Origin of the sequence: Kribbella qitaiheensis, assembly GCF_014217565.1 — a bacterium.
In the GTDB taxonomy this organism is placed as follows: Bacteria; Actinomycetota; Actinomycetes; order Propionibacteriales; family Kribbellaceae; genus Kribbella; species Kribbella qitaiheensis_A.
On the sequence record NZ_CP043661.1, the window covers coordinates 670,260 to 694,455 of the forward strand.

General features: G+C 67.4%; 25 protein-coding genes, 1 tRNA gene and 3 pseudogenes. 20 read left to right on the forward strand and 9 right to left on the reverse strand.

Annotation, left to right across the window (positions count from 1 at the left end; all coding sequences use genetic code 11):
- Positions 1-3: 3 nt before the first annotated feature.
- The 6 genes and pseudogenes from F1D05_RS02835 to F1D05_RS02850 all read left to right on the forward strand — a co-directional run bounded on the left by F1D05_RS02835 (position 4) and on the right by F1D05_RS02850 (position 3,207).
- Complete coding sequence (locus F1D05_RS02835; protein WP_206686059.1) at positions 4-360, forward strand: putative immunity protein; 357 nt, start codon at positions 4-6, stop codon at positions 358-360.
- Positions 275-451, forward strand: coding sequence for a hypothetical protein (locus F1D05_RS42770; RefSeq protein ID WP_428994993.1), 177 nt, complete (start codon positions 275-277; stop codon positions 449-451). The genes F1D05_RS02835 and F1D05_RS42770 overlap by 86 nt, the downstream gene beginning before the upstream one ends.
- Positions 444-575, forward strand: a pseudogene (locus F1D05_RS42775) (putative immunity protein); the annotation flags it as partial. The gene F1D05_RS42770 and the pseudogene F1D05_RS42775, both read left to right, overlap by 8 nt.
- 33 nt (positions 576-608) lie before the next feature.
- On the forward strand, positions 609-1,577 hold the full coding sequence (locus F1D05_RS02840) for an ABC transporter ATP-binding protein (RefSeq protein ID WP_185445870.1): 969 nt from the start codon (positions 609-611) through the stop codon (positions 1,575-1,577).
- Positions 1,574-2,425 carry an ABC transporter permease gene (locus F1D05_RS02845; protein WP_185445871.1) on the forward strand — a complete coding sequence of 284 codons (852 nt, stop codon included), beginning with the start codon at positions 1,574-1,576 and terminating at the stop codon, positions 2,423-2,425. The genes F1D05_RS02840 and F1D05_RS02845 overlap by 4 nt, the downstream gene beginning before the upstream one ends.
- A 95-nt stretch (positions 2,426-2,520) precedes the next feature.
- On the forward strand, positions 2,521-3,207 hold the full coding sequence (locus F1D05_RS02850; protein ID WP_185445872.1) for a GmrSD restriction endonuclease domain-containing protein: 687 nt from the start codon (positions 2,521-2,523) through the stop codon (positions 3,205-3,207).
- Positions 3,208-3,365: 158 nt separating this feature from the next.
- Here the strand turns inward: F1D05_RS02850 and F1D05_RS02855 are convergent.
- Positions 3,366-3,451 (reverse strand) — tRNA-Leu (locus F1D05_RS02855).
- 126 nt (positions 3,452-3,577) lie between these two features.
- On the opposite strand from F1D05_RS02855, the gene F1D05_RS02860 reads away from it, so the two are divergent.
- Both F1D05_RS02860 and F1D05_RS02865 read left to right on the forward strand, forming a co-directional pair.
- Positions 3,578-4,066 carry a VOC family protein gene (locus F1D05_RS02860; protein WP_185445873.1) on the forward strand — a complete coding sequence of 163 codons (489 nt, stop codon included), beginning with the start codon at positions 3,578-3,580 and terminating at the stop codon, positions 4,064-4,066.
- 26 nt (positions 4,067-4,092) lie between these two features.
- Entirely contained in the window at positions 4,093-5,421 is a 1,329-nt protein-coding gene (locus tag F1D05_RS02865) for a M20/M25/M40 family metallo-hydrolase (RefSeq protein ID WP_185445874.1), read from the forward strand.
- Between the two features lie 101 nt (positions 5,422-5,522).
- On the opposite strand, the gene F1D05_RS02870 is transcribed toward F1D05_RS02865, so the two are convergent.
- Both F1D05_RS02870 and F1D05_RS02875 read right to left on the reverse strand, forming a co-directional pair.
- Positions 5,523-6,290: an SDR family NAD(P)-dependent oxidoreductase gene (locus tag F1D05_RS02870; protein ID WP_246486382.1), complete on the reverse strand. Its 768-nt coding sequence runs from the start codon at positions 6,288-6,290 to the stop codon at positions 5,523-5,525.
- Positions 6,291-6,377: 87 nt separating this feature from the next.
- Positions 6,378-7,265, reverse strand: coding sequence for a LysR family transcriptional regulator (locus F1D05_RS02875; protein WP_185445875.1), 888 nt, complete (start codon positions 7,263-7,265; stop codon positions 6,378-6,380).
- 72 nt (positions 7,266-7,337) lie between these two features.
- On the opposite strand from F1D05_RS02875, the pseudogene F1D05_RS42465 reads away from it, so the two are divergent.
- Positions 7,338-8,150 (forward strand): annotated as a pseudogene (locus tag F1D05_RS42465) (MFS transporter); the annotation flags it as partial.
- Here the strand turns inward: F1D05_RS42465 and F1D05_RS02880 are convergent.
- The gene (locus F1D05_RS02880; RefSeq protein ID WP_185445876.1) at positions 8,069-8,503 is read right to left on the reverse strand and encodes a hypothetical protein; all 435 of its coding nucleotides are present in this window, start codon (positions 8,501-8,503) and stop codon (positions 8,069-8,071) included. The pseudogene F1D05_RS42465 and the gene F1D05_RS02880 sit on opposite strands and share 82 nt — an antisense overlap.
- Before the next feature lie 200 nt (positions 8,504-8,703).
- Here F1D05_RS02880 and F1D05_RS02885 point away from each other — a divergent pair, with 200 nt between their 5' ends.
- On the forward strand, positions 8,704-9,444 hold the full coding sequence (locus F1D05_RS02885) for an N-acetyltransferase (protein ID WP_185445877.1): 741 nt from the start codon (positions 8,704-8,706) through the stop codon (positions 9,442-9,444).
- Between the two features lie 553 nt (positions 9,445-9,997).
- Positions 9,998-10,099: a hypothetical protein gene (locus F1D05_RS42780; protein WP_428995050.1), complete on the forward strand. Its 102-nt coding sequence runs from the start codon at positions 9,998-10,000 to the stop codon at positions 10,097-10,099.
- Here F1D05_RS42780 and F1D05_RS02895 read toward each other — a convergent pair.
- Positions 10,096-10,281: a DUF5703 family protein gene (locus tag F1D05_RS02895; RefSeq protein WP_185445878.1), complete on the reverse strand. Its 186-nt coding sequence runs from the start codon at positions 10,279-10,281 to the stop codon at positions 10,096-10,098. The genes F1D05_RS42780 and F1D05_RS02895 overlap by 4 nt on opposite strands.
- A 28-nt stretch (positions 10,282-10,309) precedes the next feature.
- On the reverse strand, positions 10,310-11,251 hold the full coding sequence (locus tag F1D05_RS02900) for an aldo/keto reductase (RefSeq protein ID WP_185445879.1): 942 nt from the start codon (positions 11,249-11,251) through the stop codon (positions 10,310-10,312).
- 51 nt (positions 11,252-11,302) lie between these two features.
- On the opposite strand from F1D05_RS02900, the gene F1D05_RS02905 reads away from it, so the two are divergent.
- Both F1D05_RS02905 and F1D05_RS02910 read left to right on the forward strand, forming a co-directional pair.
- On the forward strand, positions 11,303-12,361 hold the full coding sequence (locus F1D05_RS02905; protein WP_185445880.1) for an LLM class F420-dependent oxidoreductase: 1,059 nt from the start codon (positions 11,303-11,305) through the stop codon (positions 12,359-12,361).
- 6 nt (positions 12,362-12,367) lie between these two features.
- Positions 12,368-13,195, forward strand: coding sequence for an undecaprenyl-diphosphate phosphatase (locus tag F1D05_RS02910; protein ID WP_185445881.1), 828 nt, complete (start codon positions 12,368-12,370; stop codon positions 13,193-13,195).
- Positions 13,196-13,278: 83 nt separating this feature from the next.
- Here F1D05_RS02910 and corA read toward each other — a convergent pair whose 3' ends face one another.
- Entirely contained in the window at positions 13,279-14,253 is a 975-nt protein-coding gene (gene corA / locus F1D05_RS02915; protein ID WP_185445882.1) for a magnesium/cobalt transporter CorA, read from the reverse strand.
- 91 nt (positions 14,254-14,344) lie between these two features.
- Between corA and F1D05_RS02920 the strand changes: the two genes are divergently transcribed.
- Genes F1D05_RS02920 through F1D05_RS02930 form a run of 3 tightly spaced genes read left to right on the forward strand, consistent with a single transcriptional unit; the run spans position 14,345 to position 16,564 of the window.
- Entirely contained in the window at positions 14,345-15,052 is a 708-nt protein-coding gene (locus tag F1D05_RS02920) for a histidine phosphatase family protein (protein ID WP_185445883.1), read from the forward strand.
- A gap of 13 nt (positions 15,053-15,065) precedes the next feature.
- Positions 15,066-15,638 (forward strand): DUF3090 family protein, encoded by a 573-nt coding sequence (locus F1D05_RS02925; protein WP_185445884.1) that lies wholly within the window; start codon positions 15,066-15,068, stop codon positions 15,636-15,638.
- Entirely contained in the window at positions 15,635-16,564 is a 930-nt protein-coding gene (locus tag F1D05_RS02930; RefSeq protein ID WP_185445885.1) for an SCO1664 family protein, read from the forward strand. Before F1D05_RS02925 ends, F1D05_RS02930 begins: the two co-directional genes overlap by 4 nt.
- Positions 16,565-16,725: 161 nt before the next feature.
- Here the strand turns inward: F1D05_RS02930 and F1D05_RS42785 are convergent.
- Positions 16,726-17,130, reverse strand: a pseudogene (locus F1D05_RS42785) (DUF6882 domain-containing protein); the annotation flags it as partial.
- A 100-nt stretch (positions 17,131-17,230) separates the two neighbouring features.
- Here F1D05_RS42785 and mshC point away from each other — a divergent pair.
- Entirely contained in the window at positions 17,231-18,451 is a 1,221-nt protein-coding gene (gene mshC / locus F1D05_RS02940) for a cysteine--1-D-myo-inosityl 2-amino-2-deoxy-alpha-D-glucopyranoside ligase (RefSeq protein ID WP_185445887.1), read from the forward strand.
- Between the two features lie 1,115 nt (positions 18,452-19,566).
- Here mshC and F1D05_RS02945 read toward each other — a convergent pair.
- Positions 19,567-20,412, reverse strand: coding sequence for a PAC2 family protein (locus tag F1D05_RS02945; protein ID WP_185448961.1), 846 nt, complete (start codon positions 20,410-20,412; stop codon positions 19,567-19,569).
- Between the two features lie 177 nt (positions 20,413-20,589).
- On the opposite strand from F1D05_RS02945, the gene F1D05_RS02950 reads away from it, so the two are divergent.
- The 3 genes from F1D05_RS02950 (at position 20,590) to F1D05_RS02960 (ending at position 24,146) form a co-directional block, all read left to right on the forward strand.
- Positions 20,590-21,240: an HAD family hydrolase gene (locus F1D05_RS02950; RefSeq protein WP_185445888.1), complete on the forward strand. Its 651-nt coding sequence runs from the start codon at positions 20,590-20,592 to the stop codon at positions 21,238-21,240.
- Positions 21,241-21,372: 132 nt separating this feature from the next.
- The gene (locus tag F1D05_RS02955) at positions 21,373-22,944 is read left to right on the forward strand and encodes an ABC transporter substrate-binding protein (protein WP_185445889.1); all 1,572 of its coding nucleotides are present in this window, start codon (positions 21,373-21,375) and stop codon (positions 22,942-22,944) included.
- Positions 22,945-23,147: 203 nt separating this feature from the next.
- Positions 23,148-24,146, forward strand: coding sequence for an ABC transporter permease (locus F1D05_RS02960; protein ID WP_185445890.1), 999 nt, complete (start codon positions 23,148-23,150; stop codon positions 24,144-24,146).
- Positions 24,147-24,196: the final 50 nt, after the last annotated feature.

The window sequence follows — 24,196 nt, forward strand, 5'->3', positions numbered from 1 at the left end:
ACGATGGCGCTCGATCCACAGCTTCATCAAGCACTTGCGATCTGGGCCACAGCCTGCGCGGAACACGTGCTGGGGAACTTCGAGCGAGTCGTACCGGACGACGCTCGACCGCGCGAGGCGATCGAGGCGGGCCGGGCGTGGGTGCGTGGCGAGCTGAAGATGACTGATGCCCGCAAGGCCGCGTTCGCCGCGCACGCGGCCGCGAGGGAAGCGCCGGATGCCGCCGCGACGGCGGCGGGCCCGTGCGGCCGGTCACGCGGCCGCCACCGCCCACGTGTATACCCACGCTCCGCACGCGGGCACCTACGCCGCGACCTCTGCGGGGAAGGCAGCCGAGCTGGCGGGAACCTCAACAGGTAAGACCGCGGTCACTCAAGAGCGCAGTTGGCAGCTCGAAAGAGCCCCCGAGCAAATCCAGCAGATCGCGCTTCCGCTCAGTCGCGGTGCGTGATGCCTCAGCGAAGGCTGCGGCGCGGGCGGCCGGCCATGCCGCGGCGACGGAACACGTTCACGCCCATGCACGACATGCTGCGAACTACGCGGCCGTTTCGATAGGTGAGGCAGTACCTAGTACAGCGTGTGACAGACCAACTGCAGAAGGAGATGTCATGGTGGTGTCGGCCACGCATGAAGCCGCCCCGCGAGACGCCGGGCGACTGGACACCGAGTTCGTCATCGAGACGGTGGATCTACGGATGCGGTACGGCGCGAAGGATGTACTTTGCGGCGTTGACCTCCGGGTGAAGCGCGGAGAGGTGCTGGCCCTGCTCGGACCGAACGGCGCGGGGAAGACATCGACCATCGAGATTCTCGAAGGATTTCGACTGCGTTCGGCCGGGGAGGTCAAGGTGCTCGGCATCGACCCGGCGAACGGCGACGAGCAATGGCGGTCGCGGATCGGCATCGTCCTGCAATCCTGGCGCGATCATGGGACCTGGCAGGTACGCGAGCTACTGAACCACCTGGGCCGCTACTACGCGCCGTACTCCACCACCGACCGAGTCCGGCCGTACCGGGCGGATGAACTGATGGAACTGGTCGGTCTCACGAAGCAAGCTACGGCGCGGATCGGCCGTCTTTCGGGCGGTCAGCGACGCAGGCTCGACGTCGCCGTCGGGATCGTAGGAAAGCCCGAACTGCTGTTCCTGGACGAACCGACGGTCGGGTTCGATCCGCAGGCCCGGCAGGAGTTTCACGAGTTGGTGCATCAACTCTCCGGGCTGGGAGAGACGTCGATCCTCCTGACCACTCACGATCTTGCCGAGGCAGAGAAACTCTCGGACCGGATCGTCATCCTCGCCGGCGGCAGGATTATGGCTGATGGTACGGCGGCTGAGCTGGGCCGCCAGGTGGCCGGTCAAGCCGAGATCAAGTACAGCCGCAACGGCCAGTCTCACGTCGACACTGCTGACGACGCCACCGCCTTCGTGCGCCAACTGTTCGCCGAGCACGGCGACGAGATCGGTGATCTCGAGGTGCACAAGCCGAGCCTGGAGGACATCTACATGACAATGGTCCGCGAGTTCGAGGCAGGTCAATGGACCGACACGTCGACGCTGCCGGAGGTGACCCAGTGAGCCCCCGGATCGTCGCGGTTCAAGCAGGTTTGGACCGGGGCTGGATCGAGTTGCGGAAGAAGCTCGCCAGCCCGTGGGAACTGTCGGGAGAGGTCTGGCCGTGGATCATCGCGGTGGGCGTCATGTATGCGCTAAGGGACAAGAACGTGCCCGGCACCGACTTCTCCATCGGGCTGCAGTCCGTGCCCGGGATCGTCGGGATGAGCATCATCTACACCGGTCTGATGGGTCTGGCGCTGGGGCTGACCACGGACCGGGACGACGGAACTCTGTTGCGGATGAAGGCCGTTCCGAACGGAACGATCGGCTACTTCATCGGCAAGATGGTGAGCCGGGCGGGAATCACGACGGCTTCGCTGCTGATCATCTTGATCCCTTCAGTCCTTCTGTTCGGTGACCTTCAGGTGGACAGCTTCTCGGCCTGGGCGACGCTGATCGGCATCATCGCGCTCGGTCTGATCGCGACCCTGCCGATCGGTGCCGTCATCGGAGCCGTGTTCGGCAGTGTGCAGAGCCTCGGGTTGGTGATGCTGCCGGTGATGGGCCTGATCGGTATCTCCGGGATCTTCTACCCCATCACGGCTTTTCCTGAATGGGTGCAGTGGATCGGGCAGGTGTTCCCGGTGTACTGGCTCGGGCTGGGCATGAGGTCTGCCCTACTTCCCGATGCGATGGCGGTCGCCGAGATCGGCGGCTCGTGGCGTCATCTGGAGACCATCGGTGTGCTTGGCGTATGGGCCGTGATCGGCTTTGCGTATGCACCGGTTGTCCTGCGCCGGATGGCTCGACGCGGTTCCGGCTCGTCCGTCAAGGAGACGCAGCCGGCTGTCGCCACCACTGCCGCATAAGCGCGAGATCGTCGTACTGACAGATCTTTGATGGAGTTCCAGTGAGGCCTGGCTCACGGCGATAACGTGCGGGAAGTCGAAGACCCGGAGGAAACATGGCTTCCCGCACCGCCCTTGCCTCAGCCCGCCGCCGCTTCGCGGCCCTCACATCGCTCTTCCTGCTCATTTTTCTGGTCCAGGCAACTCAGCCCGCACCGGCTGCCGCGGCAACGATCACAGCGAACGATCTGTTGGCCGGCTTGACGGTTCAGGCAGAGGTCAGCGTCGGCTATGACCGGTCGCTCTTTCCTCACTGGATCGATGCCGATGGGGATTCCTGTGATTCTCGCGAGGAGATCCTGATCTCCGAGTCCACGTCGGCGCCCGTGCTGGGCACCGCCTGCAAGGTGATCTCCGGCAACTGGAACTCGTGGTATGACGGTGCCAGCTGGACCAACCCGAGCGACGTCGACATCGACCATGTCGTCGCGCTGAAGGAGGCCTGGGATTCCGGCGCCAGCGCCTGGACCACCGCGAAACGCACCCGCTATGCGAACGATCTCGACTATGCCTGGTCCCTGGACGCGGTCACCGATAACGTCAACGCCTCGAAGAGCGACCGGGACCCAGCCGAATGGCTGCCGCCCCTCACCACAGTCCGTTGCGACTACGCGATCCATTGGACAGCCGTCAAGTACCGCTGGAGCCTCAGCATCAACACGGCCGAGAAGACAGCCCTCACCAATCTCTTCGCCGGAACCTGCGGAGAGCGGTCAATTTCAGTACCCCCCGCCGGTTCATGAGCCAGCCAAGCACCTTCGGCCGCGAGCTAGGCGATCTAATCCGTGATCAGATCGTTGTCGTCAGCAACATGCTGACCCGCCACAAACCGATACCAACAACACAGACACTAAAGGCGGCACGATCTCTCGTGTCGCCTCTTCTGCAACATCCGTTTCAGTGTCCGAGGGGGGACTTGAACCCCCACGCCCCGTAAAGGGCACTAGCACCTCAAGCTAGCGCGTCTGCCTATTCCGCCACCCGGACGAGTGGTCTGACCGCCGGAGCGGTGCTGACCGGAGAACAGTAGCAAAGAACATGGGGGGAATTCACATCGGGTGGGAGGGGGTGTTCGATGGGGTTGTTCGATCTTCAAGGGGATGGGTGGGGACGATGGTGGATGTTGATTTGGCAGGGATCGAGGGGGAGCGGGAGCGGATCAGGGCGGAGTACCTGAAGGCGGGGCAGGGGTCGTCGGCGCGCGGGCTGCATCACACTGCGTTGCTGTGTGCTGACGTGGAGCGGACGGTCAAGTTCTACCAAGGAGTGCTGGAGTTTCCGCTGACGGAGATCGTCGGGAACCGGGACTACGAGGGGTCGAACCACTTCTTCTTCGATATCGGGAACGGGAACCTGCTTGCGTTCTTCGACTTCCCGGGACTGGACCTCGGCCCGTACGCCGAAGTGCTCGGTGGGCTGCATCACCTGGCGATCTCGGTCGAGCCGGCCAACTGGGAGCGGTTGCGGGGCAATCTGGACGCGGCGGGAGTGGAGTACGAGGAGGAGAGCGGTACTTCGATCTACTTCCGCGACCCGGACGGCGCCCGGATCGAGCTGATCTCCGACCCACTGGGGGAGATGTACGGGCTCAGCGTGCTCTGATCATCGGGGTACGCGAGGATGGGCCCATGACAACGCCGACTTCCAGCGACCGTCCGTACAAGCCCGACGCGGAGGTGGTGGACCTCTGCGCCGACCTGATCCGGTTCGACACGACGAACTACGGGAACGGCAAGAGCAACGGGGAGCGCGACGCCGCGGAGTACGTGGCGGCGAAGCTGGACGAGGTCGGGATCGAGTCGACGATCTACGAGTCCGAGCCGGGGCGGTCGACGCTGGTCGCGCACTGGGAGGGCGAGGACCAATCGGCGGATCCGCTGCTCGTGCACGGGCACCTTGACGTCGTACCGGCCGATCCGAAGGACTGGAAGGTCGACCCGTTCGCGGGGGAGATCTTCGACGGGTGTGTGTGGGGCCGCGGCGCGGTCGACATGAAGGACTTCGACGCGATGGTGTTGTCGGTGGTCCGGGCACGGCAGCGGGCCGGGGTGAAGCCGCGACGGCCGGTGCGGCTGGTGTTCACAGCCGACGAGGAGGCCGGCGGCCTGTACGGCGCTCAGTGGCTGATCAACAACCATCCCGAGACGGTTGCGGACTGCACCGAGGGGATCGGTGAGGTCGGCGGGTTCTCGCTGACGGTGAAGGACGACCTGCGGCTGTACCTGATCGAGACGGCCGAGAAGGGCATGAACTGGATGCGCCTGAAGGCTCGCGGTACGGCGGGCCACGGGTCGATGATCAACGACGACAACGCGGTCACGAACCTGGTCGAGGCCGTCACCCGGATCGGCAATCACCAATGGCCGTTGCGGCTCACGCCGACGGTGAAGGAGTTCCTGAAGTCGCTGGAGGACGTGCTTGGGACCGAGCTCGACCCAGAGGACATGACGACGACGCTGGCCAAGCTGGGCAGCTTCAGCCGGATGTTCGGGGCGACGATCCGGAACACGGCCAACCCGACGATGCTGAACGCCGGCTACAAGGTGAACGTGATCCCCGGCGACGCGGAGGCTCATATCGACGGGCGCTTCCTGCCGGGGTACGAGGACGAGTTCTTCGCGACGATCGACGAGTTGCTGGGTGACAAGGTGCAGCGCGAGACGGTGATCGAGGACATCGCGCTGGAGACCGAGTTCAGCGGCGGGCTGGTCGACGCGATGAAAGCCTGCCTGGCGGCCGAGGATCCGCAGAGCCGGACCGCGCCGCTGCTGATGTCAGGTGGCACGGACGCCAAGTCGTGGAGCCGGCTGGGCGTGCGCTGCTTCGGGTTCGTGCCGCTGCAACTGCCGCCGGATCTGGATTTCATGGGCATGTTCCACGGCATCGACGAGCGGGTCCCGACCGCGTCGCTCGAGTTCGGCTCGCGGGTGCTGGATCGCTTCTTCGACGAGGCCTGACGCCCGTACTGCGAGCCCGCCGCCGCTCGGGTTGACGGGGGCAGCGGGCTGCGAGCTCGTACTGCGGTCCGCCGCCGACTCTGATTGCAGTGCGCGGTGGGTCAGAGGTTGAAGCCGCCGGAGACGTCCAGGTTCTGGGCGGTGACCCAGGCGGAGTCGTCGGAGAGCAGGGTGGCGATGACCTTGCCGACGTCGGCGGGTTCGCCCAGCCGGCCGAGGGCGGTGCGAGCTACCAGACCGGGGATGACTTCGGGGTACTTCTCGAAGCCGTCGTCGCCGAGGCGGGTGCGGGTCGGGCCCGGGGTGATGGAGTTGACACGGATACCGCGCGGGCTGAGTTCCTTGGCCAGGTAGCGGGTCAGTACGAGGAGTGCGCCCTTCACGGTGGCGTAGACCGAGTAGCCGGGCTCGACGCTGTTCTCCAGGGCCGATCCGCTGGAGATCTGGAGGATGGCGCCACCGTCGGCCAGGAGCGGCAGCAGCGTCTGGGTCAGGAAGAAGGGGCCCTTGAGCAGGACCCGCAGCAGCCGGCCGAAGAAGTCCTCGGTCGTGTCCTCGAACATCGCGCTGGCGCCGATGCCGGCGTTGTTGACCACGTGTTCGAATGTCCAAGTGTCCCAAGTGGTCATAAGTGCATCGGCGACCGCGTCCCGGAAAGCCGCGAAGGTGCTGCTGTCCCCGAGGTCCAGGGGAAGGGCGACGGCGGTGCCGCCGAGCTTCTCGATCTCTGCGACCGTGTCCAGGCCGCGTTGCTTGTTCCTGCCGTAGGTGAGGATCACGCCATCGCCGCGACGCGCGATCTCTAGGGCAGCGCTGCTACCGATCCCCGAGCTTGCGCCGGTGACTATTGCGACTCGCATGAGCTTCATTCCCTCGGTTTCGTTGGTTGATTCAGTCAACCAACGGACCTTTGGGAGGTGTTAGGGCAATAGTCCGTACTCCTTGCACGATCCTGCCTACTTGGCAGGAGCGGTACGGCGAGCCGGTGTCAGGTGAAGGGCTTCCCGCAGCTTCGGGAGCAATGCGGTGAGGCGGGGCAGTGGGGTCGTGCCGGTGACGAGGCTGAGGGTGAGGCGGTGGCGGAAGGGGGCCGGGATCAGTTGTTCGCCGGGGCGGAGTTCGTGGGAAAGTGCGCTGCGGGGGACCAGGGCGAGCTGGGAGCGGCGGCGGGCCATGGCGACGGTGGTGCCAAGGGTGACTCCGCGGCGGGCTTTGGCGCCGAGGGCGATCAGGCGGGAGCAGATCTCGTCACTGCTGCGGTCGTACGTCGAGAACGCGAGAGAGCGGTCTCTGAGGGGTTGCTTGCCGGTGCGCGGGAGGTCGACGCCGCTCGGGACGAAGAGGACCAGTTCGTCGCGGCCGACCGGGCGGGCGACGGTTCCGCGCGGCAGCACCATCTGGTCGGCGATCGCGATGAAGGCGGCGTCCATGGTGCCCTCGGCAACTAGTTGGACCAGGTGCCGGCCGTGGTCGACGTGTTGATCGATGTCGTCGTCCGGGAGTTCGGCGTCGAGGACCGGGAAGAGGATCGGGGCGAGGCTGGCGAAGGTGCCGATGGCGAGGCGCGGACCGGCCGCGGCGGAGCGGGCGGCGTCGTACAGCTCCGCGAGGTGGCCGAGGATGTGCTCGGCGCGGCGGGCGAGTTCGGCTCCGGCTGGGGTCGGCCTGGCACCACGGGTGTCGCGGACGAACAGCTGGGTCTCGCAGGTGCGTTCGAGCCGGGCCAGGCGCTGGGAGGCGGACGGCTGGGAGATGCGGAGTTCGCGGGCCGCGGTACCGACCGAGCCGGTGCGGCTGATGGTGAGGACGAGCTCGAGGTCTTCGACCGACGGTGATGGTGCCATAGGGACAGACTATGGGCAATAGGTAGTTGCCGCTGGCTACCGGTAAGGCGTGGATGGGCCGAGGATCGAAGGGTGAGAGCTCGTCGAGATGCGCTGTTTCTGTTGATAGGAAGCGGTTCCGCGGATCTGGCCTTTCGGATCGCGCAGGTCGCGTTGCCGCTGGTGGTGTTGAGGGAGACCGGTTCGGTCGCTGCCACGGGGCTGGCGGGTGGGGCGGCTGGGATTCCCGTGTTGCTGTCGCCGTGGTGGGCTCGTCGGGCGAGGCAGTGGATCGATTCTGGGCGCCGGCTCGCGATCGTCGCCGCAGTACAGACGTCGGCATTGGCGATGGTTCCTGGTGCTGCGGCTCTTGGGTTGTTGCATGTGGGCGTACTGATTGTCAGTGGGTTGATGCTGGGTTCTGGGGACGCGTTGGCGACGCCGGGGCGGAGTGCGTTGCTGGCCGATACCGGAGATCGCTGGGGGCCGGACAAGGCCGTGGTGTTGCTGACGTGGCAGGACGGCAACAGGCGCATCGGCATGGTGGTCGGGCCGTCGATCGGGGCGGCGGCCGTGGCGGTGGGGTTGATGAACGAGTTGTTGTGGATCGAGGCGGTGGCGGTTCTGGTGGCCGGGCTGCTGGCGGTGAGAGTTGTGGGGGAGCGCTCTCCGGAGGCGGAAACGGTGCCGTCGATCCGGGGGAGTCTGAGCGGGCGGCCGGAGGTGTTGTACGGCTGGATCGCCCGGGGGACGGGAGCGCTGACGTGGTTCGCGTTTACGTTGGGGTTGTCGGTGATCGGGGCCGAGCGGGGCCGGCCGGGGGTCTATCTGGCGGCTGGGATGTCTGGGTACGGCGTTGGTGCGGTGGTCGGTACAGCGGTGTCGCTGGCGGTTGTTCGACGGATGCCGCCGATACCTATGGCTTCGATCGCGTGGGCTTGTATGGGGCTGGGGTGGGTCGGGATGGGGGTGTGGACCACGCCGGTCGCGGTCGCGGCGTTCGGGGCGTTGTCGGGTGTGACCGTCGTGCTTGGGATCGCGGCGATCTCGATCCTGATCACGAGATCGTCGGTGGGTGCGGAGCGGCGGGCTTTGTTGTCAGGGCAGTCGGTGGTGGTCAACGCGGGCAGCTCGGCCGGGTTGCTGATCGGTGGACCGCTGATCGCGATGGCGGGCGCCGAGCACACCCTGATCGGGTCGGGGCTGCTCACGAGCGCGGTCGCGGTCGGCGTACTGGTGGTGAGCAGGAGCCGAGCCACCCGGCAGAGCGACGGGGCAAGGCGGGAGGGAGATGAGGCTGGGCGGGAGGGAGATGAGGCTGGGCGGGAGAGCGGCTGGGGCCGGCGGGAGGGAGACGAGGCTGGGCGGAAGAGCGGCCGGGCCTGGCGGGAGGGAGATGAGGCTGGGCGGGAGAAACATGGGGCTGCGGGGGAGAGCGCGCACTGCCAGACTGCGAAGCATGTCCGAGATCACGATCACGACCCTTGCCGAGCGGCCGGAGCTGCTGGACGAGGCGTACGAGTTCGACGGCGGGTGGCCGGAGTTCATGATGCACGACCTGATCGCAGGCTCGCTGTTCGGCCGGGTGCTCGAGTTCTTTCCCGAGCACTGCCTGGTGGCGACAGAGGACGGTGAGCTGATCGCCCACGGGCGGAGCATCCCGTTCGTGTTCCCGGACGAGGACCGCACCGAGTTGCCCCCGGCCGGCTGGGACAGGGTGCTGCAGTGGGGCATCACGGACCACCGTCGAGGCCGTACGCCGACTGTCTCCAGCGCGCTCGAGATCAACATCAGGCCGAGTCACCTGGGCCGAGGGCTGTCGCACGAGATGCTCGCGGCGATGCGCCGTACGGTGCAGGCGAAGGGCCACAAGACGCTCTACGCGCCCGTTCGGCCGAACGGTAAGCAGGACCCCACCCAGCCGATGACGGACTACATCCAGCAGTTCCGCGAGGACGGGCTGCCGGTGGATCCGTGGTTGCGCGTGCATGTGAAGGCGGGCGGGAAGATCCTCAAGGTCGCGCCGACGTCGATGGTGATGGCTGGCTCGCTCGCGGAGTGGCGCGAGTGGACCGGGCTGCCGTTCGATCGGACCGGCGAGGTGATCGTGCCGAAGGCGCTCGTGCCGGTTCACTGCAGCGTCGAGCACGACCATGCCGTGTACGTCGAACCGAACGTCTGGGTCCAGCACGACCTCTGACACCCCGAATACCCCAACTAATCGGGGGTATGCAGCTGTATAAGTACGCCGGACCATCGGCGACATGACACAGACAAAGCAGGACCAGGTAGGGCACGACCCAGGCAGGGTCTGCGCCGCAGCCTGCTGATCAGCCAGGAGAGGCCTGTCAGCCCGGTCGGACCTGGCGTGATCGTCCTGGACGCCGATCTGACCATCGTCTCGATCAGCCCGGAGGCCGAACAGTGGCTGGCCGGGCTGGACGACCATGAGCATGAGTTGCCTGTCGCCGTCAGGGCTGCGGCCCTGCAACTTCAGCGGCTGAACGAGTTGCCGACCGGGGTCTCCGCGGAGGTGCTGAGACTAAGGACCCGGTCTGGTCGCTGGCTCGCGGTGCACGCGTCCACTCTGCGAGGCGCTGTGGAGCAGACGGCTGTGGTGATCGAGCCGGCGACGTCGGCTCAGCTCGGCTCACTGCTGCTCGACGTCCACGCGCTCACGCCTGCACAGCAGCGCGTGACAGACCTCGTACTCCGGGGCCGCTCCACCCCGGCAGATCGTCGACGAGCTGCATCTGTCGCCGCACACGGTCCAGGAGCACGTGCACGCGGCGTACGACAAGGTCGGCGTCGGCAGTCGACGCGAACTCATCGCAGCACTCCTGGGTGAGCGCTAGAGCGTCCGCATCACCTTGATGATGCGGCGGCGGAGCCAGACTCGCCTGGTGCCGTCGGGGTAGCGCCGTAGCCGCGCCAGCTCCCAGCCGCCGTACTCGGCGTGCTCGGTCAGCAGGCGGCGTACCGCGCCGCGGGTCTCAGTCCGGGACACCTCGAACTGTTGCAGCTCGTATTCGGCCATCCACACCTCCACAACTTCAGGCACAGCCTCACGAAACGTCCTCCAGCGCCGCCGCGATGGCCGGCGGCAAGGTGAGCTCCTCCACCCCCAGCACCGACTTGAGCTGCATCGCCGTCCGGGCCCCGACGATCGCTGCCGTCACGCCCGGCCGGTCCCGTACCCAGGTGAGCGCCACCTCGAGCGGAGTCCAGCCGAGCCCGTCGGCTGCCCGGGCCACCGCTTCAACGATGCCCGAACCTCGGCCGTCGAGGTAGGGGTCGACGAATCTGGACAGATGCTGAGACGCCGCCCGCGAGTCCGCCGGGATGCCGGTCCGGTACTTCCCGGTCAACACACCACGGCCCAGCGGCGACCAGGCCAGTACTCCGATGCCGAGGCCGCCGGCGGCGCGAATGGCGTCCGCCTCCGCGTCCCGGGCGAGCAGCGAGTACTCCACCTGGTTCGACACCGGTACTGCGCGGCCGGGCCACGCCTGCTGCCAGGTGACCGCCCGAGCTGACTTCCAGCCCGCGTAGTTCGACACACCGACGTACCGGACCTTGCCGGAGCTCACCGCGTAGTCCAGCGCCGACAGCGTCTCCTCGAGGGGCACGTCGTCCGACCAGGTGTGCAGCTGCCAGAGATCGATGTGGTCGACGTTCAGCCGGCGCAGGGACCCCTCCAGGTCGCGGAGCAGGGCGCCGCGGGACGTGTCGGTGATCCGCTCGCCCCGCCGTACGCTGAAACCGGCCTTGGTCGCGATCACCAGGTCGTCCCGCTCGACCACGTCGCCCAGCAGGGTCCCGATCAGCCGCTCGCTGTCACCGTCGCCGTACGCCGCGGCCGTATCGATCAGAGTGCCGCCAGCAGCGACGAACGCGGCCAACTGCTCACGAGCTTCGTGCTCGTCGGTGTCACGGCCCCAGGACATGGTGCCCAGGCCCAGCCTGCTCACGGCGAGGCCGCTGTGACCTAGATAGCGCTGCTGCATGTACCGAGCCTATTGCGGGTCACCGACAAGGGCTCGTTAGGCTCGCCTGTCATGCGACTCGGACTCAACATCGGCTTCGTCCTCGGTGGCGACGATCATCTGGATCATCTCAAGCTGGTGAAGGAGGCCGAGGCACTCGGATTCTCGGTCACCTGGGCCGCTGAGGCCTACGGCTCGGACGCGGCCACGCTGCTGACCTGGATCGCGGCGCAGACCTCGACCATCGAGGTCGGTGCCGCCGTCTTCCAGATCCCGGCCCGGACCCCGGCGATGACCGCGATGACCGCGGCGACCCTCGACCGGTTGTCCGGTGGCCGGTTCCGCCTCGGCCTCGGGGTCTCGGGCCCTCAGGTGTCCGAGGGCTGGCACGGGGTGCGCTTCACTCAGCCGCTACTCAGGACGCGTGAGTACGTTGCCATTGTGAACTCCGCCCTTCGTCGCGAGACCGTCGCGTACGACGGGAAGTACTTCACCCTCCCGCTGCCAGACGGACCGGGCAAGGCGCTCAAACTGACCATCCGGCCCGTTCGCGACCATGTCCCGATCTACCTGGCCGCGGTCGGCCCGAAGAACCTCGAACTGGCCGGCGAGATCGCCGACGGCTGGCTCGGCATCCTCAACGACCCCGCTTACCTTGGAGAGCAGTTGAATCACATCAAGGCGGGTCGCCAGACCCGCCAGCCAGGGCTTGGCCTGGACGACTTCGACGTGGTGGCGTCGGTCCCGGTCATGGCCGGCGACGATCTCGCGGCGGCCGCCGACCCGATCCGGGGCTACACCGCCCTGTACATCGGCGGCATGGGCAGCCGGGAGAAGAACTTCTACAACGCGCTGGCGGTCCGGATGGGCTACGCCGACGAGGCCAAGGAGATCCAGGACCTGTTCCTGGCCAAGAAGCATCGTGAGGCGATGGCCGCCGTACCGCAGCAGTTCATCGACGGCATCTCGCTGCTCGGTGGCAAGGAGCGGATGGCCGACAAGCTCACGGCGTACGCCGAAGCCGGTACGACGACTGTCGCCATCACCCCGTTCGCGTCGTCGGTGGAGGAGCGGATCGCCCACATCCGCACCGTCGCCGAGGCGCTCGACCTCGCCGGGATCGGTGACTGACACCACATGTCCATCTGGGACGCCATCATCCTCGGCATCGTCGAGGGGCTCACCGAATTCCTGCCCGTCTCCAGCACGGGCCACCTCACCATCGCTTCGAAGCTGCTCGGTCAGCAGATCGACGATCCGGCCATCACCGCGTTCACCGCGGTGATCCAGTTCGGCGCGATCGCGGCGGTCGTGCTGTTCATGTGGAAAGACATCCGCCGGTACGCCGTCGCCTGGTTCCGCGGTCTGCGCAACCCCGAGCACCGGGGCGAGTTCGACCACCGGATGGGCTGGTTCGTGATCGTCGGCTCGCTGCCGATCTGCGTCGTCGGGTTCCTGGCGAAGGACATCATCTCGGGGCCGCTGCGCAGTCTGTGGTGGGTCGCGGGCTCGCTGATCGCCTGGTCGTTCGTGATGGTCGCGGCCGAGCGGCTGAGCAGCAAGGCACGGCCGCTGGAGAAGGTCACCCTGGTCGACTCGATCGTGATGGGCGTGATCCAGTGCCTGGCGCTGATTCCGGGCGTCTCGCGTTCGGGCGCCACCATCACGGCCGGCCTGTTCCGCGGCCTCGACCGGGTCGCGGCGACGCGGATGGCCTTCCTGCTGGGCATTCCCGCGCTGGTGGGTGCTGCCGTTTTCGAGTTGAAGGACGCGCTCAGCGGCGACGTCGGCATCGCGCCGGTGCTGGTCGGTACCGTCGTCAGCTTCATCGTCGGCTATGCGTCGGTCGCCTGGCTGATTCGGTTCGTTGCCAAGCACAGCATCGAGGTCTTTGCCGTCTACCGGGTGCTGCTCGGAATCGTCATCCTGATCCTGCTGGCGACCAGCACGATCACCGCCACCTGACACCCCGTACCGGACTTTCCTTACGTCCGAAGAACCGGAGGGACGTGTACTCCAGTTCTTCGGACGTAAGGAAAGGCGGGGGGTCAGAGCCAGCCGGCGCGGCGGAAGGCGGCGTACATGATGGCGCAGGTGACGAGCATCAGCGCCAGTACGCCGTAGTAGCCGTAGTGCCAGGTCAGTTCGGGCATGTGGCGGAAGTTCATCCCGTAGATGCCGGCCAGGGCGGTGGGGGCCGCTGCGATCGCCACCCAGGCGGAGATGCGGCGCATGTCGTCGTTCTGCTGGACCGAGACGCGCGCGAGGTGTGCGTTGAGGGCCGAGCTGAGCAGCGTGTCGAGCGCTTCGGTCTGGTCGGAGACCCGGATGACATGATCGGCGACGTCGCGGAAGAACGGCGCGGCCTCGCGGCTGATCAGCGGGACCGCGCCGTGCGCGAACGACTCGATCGGTTGCTGCAGCGGGACGATCGCGCGGAGCATCTCCAGGACCTCGCGTTTGAGGGTGTAGATGCGTTCCGCGTCGCTGGTGCGTTCGGGGGAGAAGACCGAGGTCTCGATCTCGTCGACGTCCACCTCGACGGCCTCGGCGACCTCTTCGTACCCGTCGACGATGGAGTCGCAGATCGCCCAGAGCACCGCGGCGGGACCGTGGCCGAGGACGGACGCGCGCTCCTCGAGCTCGGCCCGGGCGGTGGTCAGCGGGGCGCCCTCGCCGTGCCGGACGGTGACGACATAGCGCTTGCCGACGAAGACGCTGACCTGGCCGGTCTCGACCGCGTCGCCGCTGTCGGGGTACCAGAGTGTGCGCAGGACGACCACGATCGAGTCGCCGTACCGCTCGACCTTGGGCCGCTGGTGGGCCTTGAGCGCGTCCTCGACGGCGAGTTCGTGCAGGCCGAAGAGCTTCTGGACCCGGCTCATCTCGACCGCGGACGGTTCGTACAGACCGATCCAGCCGAAGCAGTCCTCGTGGTCGTCGATCGCCTGGGCGACGGTCTCCGGCTCCTTGGCGAGGTCCTGGCGTACGCCGTCGGCGTACACCCCGCAGTCGACGATCACCCGGCCATTCTGGCACCCGGGATCCGGTCCGGGCCGGGTGACGGCGGAAATACGCCGTACCGAATTTGTCCCGACCGGATAACGTGCGGCTATGCCCACGGTGATTCTGGTCCGGCACGGCCGCAGCAGTGCCAACACGTCCGGCGTACTGGCCGGCCGGACGCCAGGGGTGAAACTCGACGACACCGGCGTGCAGCAGGCGGCCGCGGTCGGCGACCGGCTGGCCGCGTTGCCGCTGGCCGCGATCGTCACCTCGCCGCTGGACCGGTGCAAACAGACCGCGGCGGCGATCGCGAAGCACCACGAAGGGTTGCGTCCGGCAACGGATCGGCGGCTGACCGAGTGCGGGTACGGCGACTGGACCGGCAAGAAGATCCCCGACCTGGCGAAGGACCCGCTCTGGGCGGTGGTCCAGCAGCACCCGTCGGCGGTGACGTTTCCGAACGGTGAGTCGATGCGCGGGATGCAGCAGCGCGCGGTCGACGCCATCCGGGCGCACGACGCGGCCGTTGCCGCCAGCCACGGTCCGCACGCGATCTGGGTGGCCGTCTCGCACGGCGACGTGATCAAGTCGATCGTGGCCGACGCGCTCGGACAGCACCTGGACACGTTCCAGCGGATCGTGGTCGACACCGCCTCGACGACGATCATCACCTACACCGCGACCCGCCCGTTCCTGGTCCGGCTGAACGACTCCGGCAGCGAGCTGGCCTCGCTGGTGCCGAAGCCACCCGCGAAGAAAAAGAGCACCCGAAAGTCCGCAGTACAGTCCTCGGACGCCGTCGTCGGCGGCCGCTAGATAGGGTCGAGGTATGGCGCGCGTAGTGCATTCGTATGACGATCCGGACCGGTTCGTCGCCGGCACCGTTGGTGAACCCGGTGCCCGGACCTTCTTCCTGCAGGCCCGGGCCGGTGCCCGGATGACGTCGGTGGCCTGTGAGAAGGAACAGGTGATGGCGCTCGCGGAGCGACTCGACGTGATGCTGGACGAGGTGGCCCGGCGGTTCGACCGCGACCCGGTCACGCCGGTCGGGGCCGACGACACCGATCCGCTCGAGCAGCCGATCGAGGAGGAGTTCCGGGCCGGCACGATGACGCTGGCCTGGGAGGCCGACGCCGAGAAGGTCGTGATCGAAGTCTTCGCGGTGGTCGTCGCCGAGCCGGCCGAGGAGGAGCCCGACCCGGTCGCGGCGGCGCTGGAGGCCGACGACGGCGAGGTGTTCATCGTCCGGATCAGCGAGGAGCAGGCCCGGGCCTTCGCCCGCCGGGCGGTCGCGCTGGTGGCGTCGGGGCGGCCGACCTGCCCGTTCTGCGGCCGGCCGATCGACCCGGAGGGACACATCTGCCCACGCGCCAACGGTTATCGCAGGCACGTAACCGAATGACCGATCCCGACCTGCTCCGCAGCGGGGAATTGTCCCTGCATGGACGCCTGGTGGCTGCCTCCAACGGCACTTTCCAGGGCTCGGTGAGCCTCGGTGAGGACTCGGCCACGGTGGTCTACAAGCCGGTCCAGGGGGAGCGGCCGCTCTGGGACTTTCCGGACGGCACACTGGCCCAGCGCGAGTACGCGGCGTACGTCGTGTCCGAGGCGCTCGGCTGGTCCGTGGTGCCGCCGACCCTGCTGCGCGACGGGCCCCTCGGCGAGGGCATGGTGCAGCTGTGGATCGATGAGGTCGAGCGGGAGCCGGGTGACACCGAGCTGGTCGACATCGTCCCGCAAGGTCGCGTCCCGAAGGGCTGGGTCGGCGTGCTCGATGCACTCGACGGCCGGCACAACCCGGTCACGCTGGTCCATGCCGAGACCGATCCGCTGCGCCGGATGGCCGTCTTCGATGCCATCGTCAACAATGCCGATCGCAAGGGCGGGCATGTGCTCGACCCGGGCGACGGGCGGGTGTTCGGGGTCGATCACGGGGTCACCTTCAACGCCGACGACAAGCTGCGGACGGTGCTCTGGGGCTGGGCCGGCGAGCCGGTGCCGGCCGACCTGCTGGACGACGTACGGCGGCTTGCTGATCAGCTGGCGGGGAAGCTCGGGCAGGAGCTGTGTGAGCTGATCACGGCGGTTGAGCTGACCGCGACCCGGGAGCGGTGTGCGACGTTGCTGAAGACGGGTGTGTTCCCGCTCCCGAGCGACGACTGGCCGGCGATTCCCTGGCGTTCTAGCTCTCTGCTGGGGGTTCGACCGTGGTGCGGTCGAGACGGGCCGGAGCGGTCGAAGGCTGCCACGATGCGGGAACCGTCGGGCGCCGTTGCGGAGATGGTGTCGTCCGATCCGTCGTACGGGATCTTGAAGTGCTTCAGGTAGCCGCGGACGACTCGCCGGTGGTCGGCCGGGAAGGCGCTGACGGCGGCCATCAGCAGGCGCGGGGTGGCGATCGGGTCGAAGCCGGCGATCGGGAGCAGGCTGTCGTCGACGTGCAGGTAGACCGCGCCCTTGCCGTCGTTGATCGGTGTGGACCAAGTGCCGTGCCCGCCGAGTACTACGCCGGCTGCGATCGCGAGGGTGGTGGCCGCCTGGTGAGGAGCGGAGAATCCGGCCAGCTCCGGCTCGCCGCTGGTGAACTCGAGGATCCCGTACTGCGTGCCGAACTCGCGGATCCGCAGCGTCGGCGCGATCGCCGGGTGGTCCTGGCTGAAGCTCGGGTTCGCCCAGCCCCACAACCAGGTCTGGGTGAGATGCGAGAAGCTGCCGAGAAGGGAGACGCCGGTCAGTACGCCGTCGGCGCCGGTAAGCGTCCTGGCGTCGAGGTCGGCCCAGCGATCGGTGGGGCCCAGCGTGGCGTTGAAGAGGTCCTGTTGCTGGATCGCGGCAGCCGCCACGGTCGCGCCGAACTTCTGGAACGGGCCACTGAAATCCTTCGGCGTGTTCATCGCGGCGGAGGTTAGCTGATGGGTGGGTCCGTCCGCTCACCGATGCGGGGAATGGAACCGGATCACGGCGCGAATTCGCTGACTGGATAGGCTCCGTCCCATGCAGGCGTGGACGAAACCAGAAATCCCGGTCGTACCCGGGCCGGCCCGGCGTCTTCGCCTCTACGACACCGCTTCCGGTGGCCTGGTCGAGGTGCCGCCCACGGACGGCGAGACTGCGCGGATGTACGTCTGCGGCATCACGCCGTACGACGCGACGCACATGGGCCACGCTGCGACGTACGTCACATTCGATCTGATCAACCGGCTGTGGCGCGATGACGGCCACGAGGTCCGGTACACCCAGAACATCACCGACGTGGATGACCCGCTGCTCGAGCGGGCGGCCGCGACCGGTGTCGAGTGGACCGACCTGGCCGAGCGCGAGATCCAGCTTTTTCGCGACGACATGACGGCGTTGCGGGTGATCCCGCCGCAGAACTACATCGGGGCGGTCGAGTCGATCCCGCTCGTCGTCGAGCGGATCGCCGAGCTGCGGAAGGCGGGTGCCGTCTACGAGGTCGAGGGCGATCTGTACTTCTCGGTGAAGGCTGATCCGGCCTTCGGCAGCGTTTCGTCGTACTCGCCGGAGTTGATGCAGGAGCTGTTCGGCGAGCGCGGCGGGGATCCTGATCGGGTCGGCAAGCGGGATCCGCTGGACTGCCTGGTGTGGCAGCTCGAACGGCCCGGAGAGCCGGCGTGGGAGTCGGAGTTCGGTCGCGGGCGGCCGGGGTGGCACATCGAGTGCTCGGCGATCGCGCTGCGGTACCTGGGGATGACGATCGACGTACAGGGTGGCGGGTCGGACCTGATCTTCCCGCACCACGAGATGTCGGCCAGCGAGGCGCAGTGTGCGACGGGGGAGTACCCGTTCGCCCGCGCGTACGTGCACCAGGCGATGGTCGGCCTCGACGGCGAGAAGATGTCGAAGTCCAAGGGCAACCTGGTCCTGGTCTCGAAGGAACGCCTGGCCGGCACCGATCCGATGGCGATCCGCTTGGCGCTGCTGGCGCATCACTATCGGACCGACTGGTTCTGGACGTCGTCGGATCTGGTTGACGCGCAGGCGCGCCTCGACGTGTGGCGGGCGGCCGTTGGTCGCGGCTCCGGGCCCGATGGCGCGGCCGCGGTGGATGCACTCCGAGCTGCCCTGACCAACGACCTCGACACAGTGGCAGCCCTCGCCGCCATCGACCAATGGTCCGAGACCAACGGCGACGACACCTCAGCCCCGGCACTCGTCGTCCAGGCCCTCGACGCCCTGCTGGGAATCAAGCTCTAACCCGTACGGCGATCAGTTGGCGCTCCTGCTTCGTGGGTTGCCTCGGAATAGGCCACCGCATCGGCCGCACCCGGTGAGCTTCACCTGGTTTCGCGGTCTCCGGTGCGGGATTGTGCCAGTCGAGGTGGCAGCTACCCGGATCCCGCGGGGATGTGTGAGTCGCCAGGCGTTGATCGGTGTGGGCGCCGATGCTGGTAGTGCGAGGGGGGGGTGTGTCCCGGGCGACAGGTAATGGGTGGCTGCTGTCCGGGGTGTCACGCTCAGCCGGGTGGCGCCGGGGCCGGATTCGGGGACTATTACCTGTCGCTCGGGACACCGGAGCAGCCTGGTTGTGGCTAGCTGGAAACTTTCTCTCGGGATGGGCAAGTTTGTTTCCGCCAGGCCGGGGATCGGCCTGGTTCGGGCCGATTGGGGGTGTAGCCGGACACCCAGGTAGGCAGTGGTGGAGCTGGGCGGGGGGGTGGTGGGTGCCTACTGGGTCGTGGTGGCGCTCAGGCTGGTCGTCGGCGGGGGGTGGTTTGGGTGGGTGGCGGGGGCACTGCCTGGCTGGCGGTACGGCGCGTGACGTCGGCGGGGTTGGGGTGGGATTCGGGTGCCGGGTTGGTGGCTTGTGGTGGTGCCGGGCCAGGAACCTGGTGCACCTTTGCCGACGCCGGCATGTCGCCACAGTGGTCAGCGGTTCCGGGATAGCTGCGTCCTTGCCTGGTCGGGGTGGTGGGTGTCAGGTGCCGAGCTTGCTCGGTCCCGCAGGGACGCCGAAGGCGCACTTGATACCCGGCAGCTCGACCAGCACAATCCCGCAGCCCGGGGACGCGAACCCGGACCACCCGCACCCCCACGAACCCGGACCACTCCGCGCCCACGAACCCGGACCACCCGCACACCCACGAACCCGGACCCCCGCACACCCACGAGCCGGACCACCACCCGCACACCACGAGCCCGGACCACCCGCACGCCCACGAGCCCGGACCACCTCACCCACCCCACGAACCCGGGCCAGCCGCCCCGACGAACAGGTGCGCCGCACCGCTGGTTCCAGCTGCGATGTAGGAGCCGCGTAGTGGGATGACCGGCCGATGAAGGAGGGGTGACGCGGCCTTCGGCGTACGAGGTTATTCGGGACGATCCGTGTTGCGCCGCCGCAGATACCGTTCGAACTCGGCCGCTATCGCGTCGCCCGAAGCCTCCGGGAGGTCGGTGGTTTCGCGTTGTTCTTCGAGGGACTGGACGTACTCGGCGACCTCGGGGTCTTCTTCGCTGAGTTCGTCGGCGCCTCGTTGCCAGGCGCGGGCGAGTTCGGGGAGGTCGCCTTCGGGGATGGGAAGGTCCAGAAGGGCCTCGAGCTTGCCCAACAGGGCCAGGGACGCCTTCGGGCAAGGGGTGCCGGCGATGTAGTGGGGGATCGCGGACCAGATGGAGACCGACGGTACGCCGAGGGTGCCGCAGAGGTCGGCGAAGACGCCGGTGATGCCGGTGGGGCCTTCGTAGGTGGACGGCTCCAGGCTCCAGTTGGCGGTGAGTTCGGGGTCGGACGACGACGCGCTGACCGGGATCGGGCGGGTGTGCGGGGCGTCGGCGAGCAGGGCGCCGAGGACGACCACCAGCTGGGCGTTCGAGTCGTCGACCAGTTCGAGGAGTTCGCGGCAGAATCCGCGCCAGCGCATGTTCGGCTCGATACCGCGGATCAGCAGGACGTCGCGGCCGGTGTCGGTCGGCCGGGCCAGGAAGATCCGGGTGGTCGGCCAGGTGAGCCGGCGGACGCCGTCGGAGTCGAAGCCGACCTGCGGCCGGTTGACCTGGAAGTCGTAGTAGTCCTCCGGGTCGATCGCCGTGACGAGCTCGGCCTCCCACTCGTCGATGAGATGGTCGACTGCGCCGGTGGCCGCCTCGGCGGCGTCGTTCCAACCCTCGAACGCGGCGATCACGACCGGGTCCCTCAGGTTCGCGAGATCTACCACTCCCGCCACCCCCTTGTCCTAGTCGTCTGAGGAGCTCCCGGCCCGGCCGGGAGCAGGGTGCCAGCCTACGTCCATCACCCACCCGACGCCGGTGCTTTCACGCCCGGCGGAAGTGTCGAGCCGATCCGGACCGGACCCGCCGTACGGCGGCTGACAGCAGCAAGGGAAACTTAGGACATGACCCTTCGAGCGGTGCTTTGGGACATGGACGGCACGCTGGTGGATTCGGAGCCCGTCTGGGCCCGGGTGCAGCTGGAGTTACTCGCCGGGCTGGGCGCGATCTGGACGCTCGAGGACTGCGTCAACCTGGTCGGCAGCGATCTGAGTGATGCGGTCGATGCGTGGATGGCACGGATCCCGGCCGGCGCGATCGAGCGGGAAGAACTGGCCGAGCGGATGTACGGCGAGGTGGTCGGGACCTTGAAGGAAGAGGTCGAGTTCCGCCCGGGCGCTGTCGAGCTGTTGCAGGCGCTCAACGCCGAAGGCATCCCGTGCGCGCTGGTCTCCGCGTCGTACCGCGTCATGATCGACGCCGTGCTCTCGCACCTGCCACCTGACCTGTACGACGTGATCGTGGCGGGCGACGAGGTCACCAACGGCAAGCCGCATCCCGAGCCCTATCTCACGGCGGCCCGCGAGCTGAAGGTCGATCCGGCCGACTGCATCGTGATCGAGGATTCGCCGGGCGGCACAGCCTCCGGTACTGCGGCCGGCGCGTTCGTGATCGCCGTGCCGCAATGGGTCACCATCCCCGCGGCACCGCGCCGGTTGGTCGCCGAGTCGCTCGAACAGTTCACTCCCCAAACTCTGCGCGACCTGCTGGCCTGAACCTCACGGAGGAGATGCGCCTGTCGCGCAGTACCGTCTTTGGTGCCGGCGATGGTCGGGAGGTAGCGTTTCGGGGCCCTCCGGGGTAACCGTGGCCACGGGTGGGGTCGCGAAGTCGAGAGGGTGGAATTGGTGATAGCGGTGAAGCGCCGGGCGGTAGCCGGCGTGCTGGTGGGGTCACTGGCCGTACTGCTCGCCGGGTGCGGGAAGAACGATCACCCGGTCAGCCAGGGCGGCACTCCACCTCCGCCGAAGCAGACGGTCCTCAAGGTCGCGACGACCGACGCCGTCACCTCGCTGGACCCGGCCGGGCCGTACGAGATCGGCTCGCGGACCCTGCAGGCGAACATCTTCCAGACCCTGCTGACGATCACCCCGGACAAGCCGACGCCGGTCCCGGACGCGGCCGACTGCCAGTACGACGCCCCGACGATCTACACCTGCAGCCTGAAAAAGGACCTCACCTTCCCGAACGGGCACGAACTGACGTCGTCGGACGTGAAGTTCAGCTTCGACCGGATGCTCAAGCTGAAGACGCCCGGCGGCCCGGCCGCTCTGTTCACCTCGGTCGCGTCGGTGACCACGCCCGACGAGCTGACGGCCGTGTTCAACCTCAAGCGACCGGACGCGCGACTGCCGTACCTGCTCACCATCACGGCCGCCTCGATCCTCGACGAGGAGTTCTACCCGACGTCGAAGCTGCTCAACGACACCGCGATGGGCAGCGGCCCGTACGAGCTCACGTCGTACAAGGCAGGCCGTCAGGCTGTGCTGACCAAGTTCACCGGGTACCGCGGGGCGCGCGGGGCGCTGAACGGCGGTGTCGAGCTGAACACGGTGGCCGACTCGGCCGCGCTGACCCAAGCGGTGACGAGCGGCAAGGCCGATGTCGCGCTGCACGGATTCGGGCCGACCGACCTGGACAAGCTCCGGTCGGGGGACAAGGTCCAGGTGGTCGAGGCGGAGTCCGCGGAGACGCGGTTCTTCTCCTTCAACTTCAAGTCGGCCACCGCCCGAAGACCTGCCGTACGCCGGGCCGTCGCGCAGCTCCTGGATCGGGCGACGCTGGTCAAGAAGGCGTACGCAGATCACGTCACGCCCTTGTACTCCGTGATCCCGCCAGGGTTCGGCGGCCATGTCGACGCCTTCAAGGCGGAGTACAAGGAGCCGAACAAGGCGGCGGCGACCATGATCCTCCGCGACGGAGGTCTGACCGGAGTGGTCACGTTGACGCTCGGCTGGACCCCGACCCACTACGGCCCAGGAGCGAAGGCCGAGGCGATAGAGGTGAAGCGCCAGCTGGAGGCCTCCGGGCTCTTCAAGGTGAACCTCCGCGGCGTCGAGTGGCCGCAGTACCAGCAGCTGGTGAAAGCTGGAACGTTTGATCTCTACCACGCCGGCTGGACCCCGGAGTACCCGGACAGCGACGACTATCTGGTGCCGATCGTGCGTGAGGGCGCGGTGTTCCAGAACGCCTACCGGTCGCAGAACGCGAACAAGCTGATGGATCAGGAAATCGCTGAGCAGAACCAGCTTGATCGCGAAGAGTTACTGGAGAACCTGCAGCGGGTGCTGGCCCACGACGTACCGGCTCTGCCCAGCTGGCAGGGTCGGCTGACCGTCGTCGCGGGCAAGGACATCAAAAACGTCGCGGCAACGCTGAATCCGCTGTCTTTCGTGTACTTCTCGTCACTGCGCAAGTAACGCTCCGCGATCCTTCCGCGACGCGTGGTGCCACGGCATGGTTTACTGCCGGACGTCCACGATACGGGACGATTTCCTAGTCATCACGATCGGGCAACGCACCCATTCCGGAGTTTGACTCCGCAACGTAATGGCGGCAGGTTTAGGCGGCAGCCGCTGCGAGCGGCTGGCGGAACAACACATCGGACAGGGGTAGCTATCGCGTGACCACACCACTCGAGGTCGAACCCGGGGGAGCGGCGGCGGGAGATCCGGAAGCCATCTTGCAGGGCACCACCCGGATCGAGGGTCGCTCGCTGTGGCGGATCTCCTGGACGCGCCTGAAGCGGGACAAGGTCGCGATGGCCGGCGCCGTCGTGGTCGTGTTGCTCATCCTGATGGCGGTCTTCGCGCCGTTGATCGTGAAGCTGCTCGGTAGCCCGCCGAACGAGTTCCACCAGAACCTGATCGACACCAAGGGCGGCACGCTGGCCCCGATCGGCAAGTTCGGCGGCATCAGCAAGGACCATCTGATGGGCCTGGAGCCCGTCAACGGCCGCGACATCTTCAGCCGGGTCGTCTACGGCTCCCGGATCTCGTTGCTGATCGCGTTCTTCGCCACCCTCCTGTCGGTGGCGATCGGCACCACGATGGGCATCGTGGCCGGCTTCTTCGGCGGCTGGGTGGATGCCGTCATCAGCCGCCTGATGGACATCTTCCTGGCCTTCCCGCTGCTGGTCTTCGCGATCGCGCTGGCCGGCGTGATGCCGGACGAGGCTTTCGGCCTGAAGGGCAACACACTGCGGATCTGCCTGCTGATCTTCATCGTCGGGTTCTTCAACTGGCCTTACATCGGCCGGATCATCCGCGGTCAGACGTTGTCACTGCGCGAACGGGAGTACATCGACGCCGCCCGGAGCCTCGGCGCCAAGCGGCCGTACATCCTGTTCACCGAACTGCTGCCGAACCTGCTCGGCCCGATCCTGGTGTACGCGACGCTGCTGATCCCGACCAACATCCTGTTCGAGGCGGCGCTGTCCTTCCTGGGCGTCGGAATCCGCCCGCCGACGGCGTCCTGGGGCGGCATGCTTTCGGACGCCGTGAACTTCTACACCCTGCCGCACTTCATGTTGTGGCCCGGCCTGGCCATCTTCATCACTGTGCTGGCCTTCAACCTGTTCGGGGACGGTCTGCGCGACGCCCTCGACCCGAAGGCCCGTTAGTTCCATCAAGTAGTCCCCGGTTTGACTTGGCTCCTGAGAAGAAGGGGTGG

Excerpts from the sequence above, each read along its gene's own strand:
- F1D05_RS02835 (WP_206686059.1), top strand. The coding sequence starts at position 4 with ATGGCGCTCGATCCACAGCTTCATCAAGCACTTGCGATCTGGGCCACA.
- F1D05_RS02840 (WP_185445870.1), top strand. The coding sequence starts at position 609 with ATGGTGGTGTCGGCCACGCATGAAGCCGCCCCGCGAGACGCCGGGCGA.
- F1D05_RS02850 (WP_185445872.1), top strand. The coding sequence starts at position 2,521 with ATGGCTTCCCGCACCGCCCTTGCCTCAGCCCGCCGCCGCTTCGCGGCC.
- F1D05_RS02860 (WP_185445873.1), top strand. The coding sequence starts at position 3,578 with ATGGTGGATGTTGATTTGGCAGGGATCGAGGGGGAGCGGGAGCGGATC.
- F1D05_RS02865 (WP_185445874.1), top strand. The coding sequence starts at position 4,093 with ATGACAACGCCGACTTCCAGCGACCGTCCGTACAAGCCCGACGCGGAG.
- F1D05_RS02870 (WP_246486382.1), bottom strand. The coding sequence starts at position 6,290 with ATGAAGCTCATGCGAGTCGCAATAGTCACCGGCGCAAGCTCGGGGATC.
- F1D05_RS02875 (WP_185445875.1), bottom strand. The coding sequence starts at position 7,265 with ATGGCACCATCACCGTCGGTCGAAGACCTCGAGCTCGTCCTCACCATC.
- F1D05_RS02885 (WP_185445877.1), top strand. The coding sequence starts at position 8,704 with ATGTCCGAGATCACGATCACGACCCTTGCCGAGCGGCCGGAGCTGCTG.
- F1D05_RS02895 (WP_185445878.1), bottom strand. The coding sequence starts at position 10,281 with ATGGCCGAATACGAGCTGCAACAGTTCGAGGTGTCCCGGACTGAGACC.
- F1D05_RS02900 (WP_185445879.1), bottom strand. The coding sequence starts at position 11,251 with ATGCAGCAGCGCTATCTAGGTCACAGCGGCCTCGCCGTGAGCAGGCTG.
- F1D05_RS02905 (WP_185445880.1), top strand. The coding sequence starts at position 11,303 with ATGCGACTCGGACTCAACATCGGCTTCGTCCTCGGTGGCGACGATCAT.
- F1D05_RS02910 (WP_185445881.1), top strand. The coding sequence starts at position 12,368 with ATGTCCATCTGGGACGCCATCATCCTCGGCATCGTCGAGGGGCTCACC.
- F1D05_RS02920 (WP_185445883.1), top strand. The coding sequence starts at position 14,345 with ATGCCCACGGTGATTCTGGTCCGGCACGGCCGCAGCAGTGCCAACACG.
- F1D05_RS02925 (WP_185445884.1), top strand. The coding sequence starts at position 15,066 with ATGGCGCGCGTAGTGCATTCGTATGACGATCCGGACCGGTTCGTCGCC.
- F1D05_RS02930 (WP_185445885.1), top strand. The coding sequence starts at position 15,635 with ATGACCGATCCCGACCTGCTCCGCAGCGGGGAATTGTCCCTGCATGGA.
- mshC (WP_185445887.1), top strand. The coding sequence starts at position 17,231 with ATGCAGGCGTGGACGAAACCAGAAATCCCGGTCGTACCCGGGCCGGCC.
- F1D05_RS02950 (WP_185445888.1), top strand. The coding sequence starts at position 20,590 with ATGACCCTTCGAGCGGTGCTTTGGGACATGGACGGCACGCTGGTGGAT.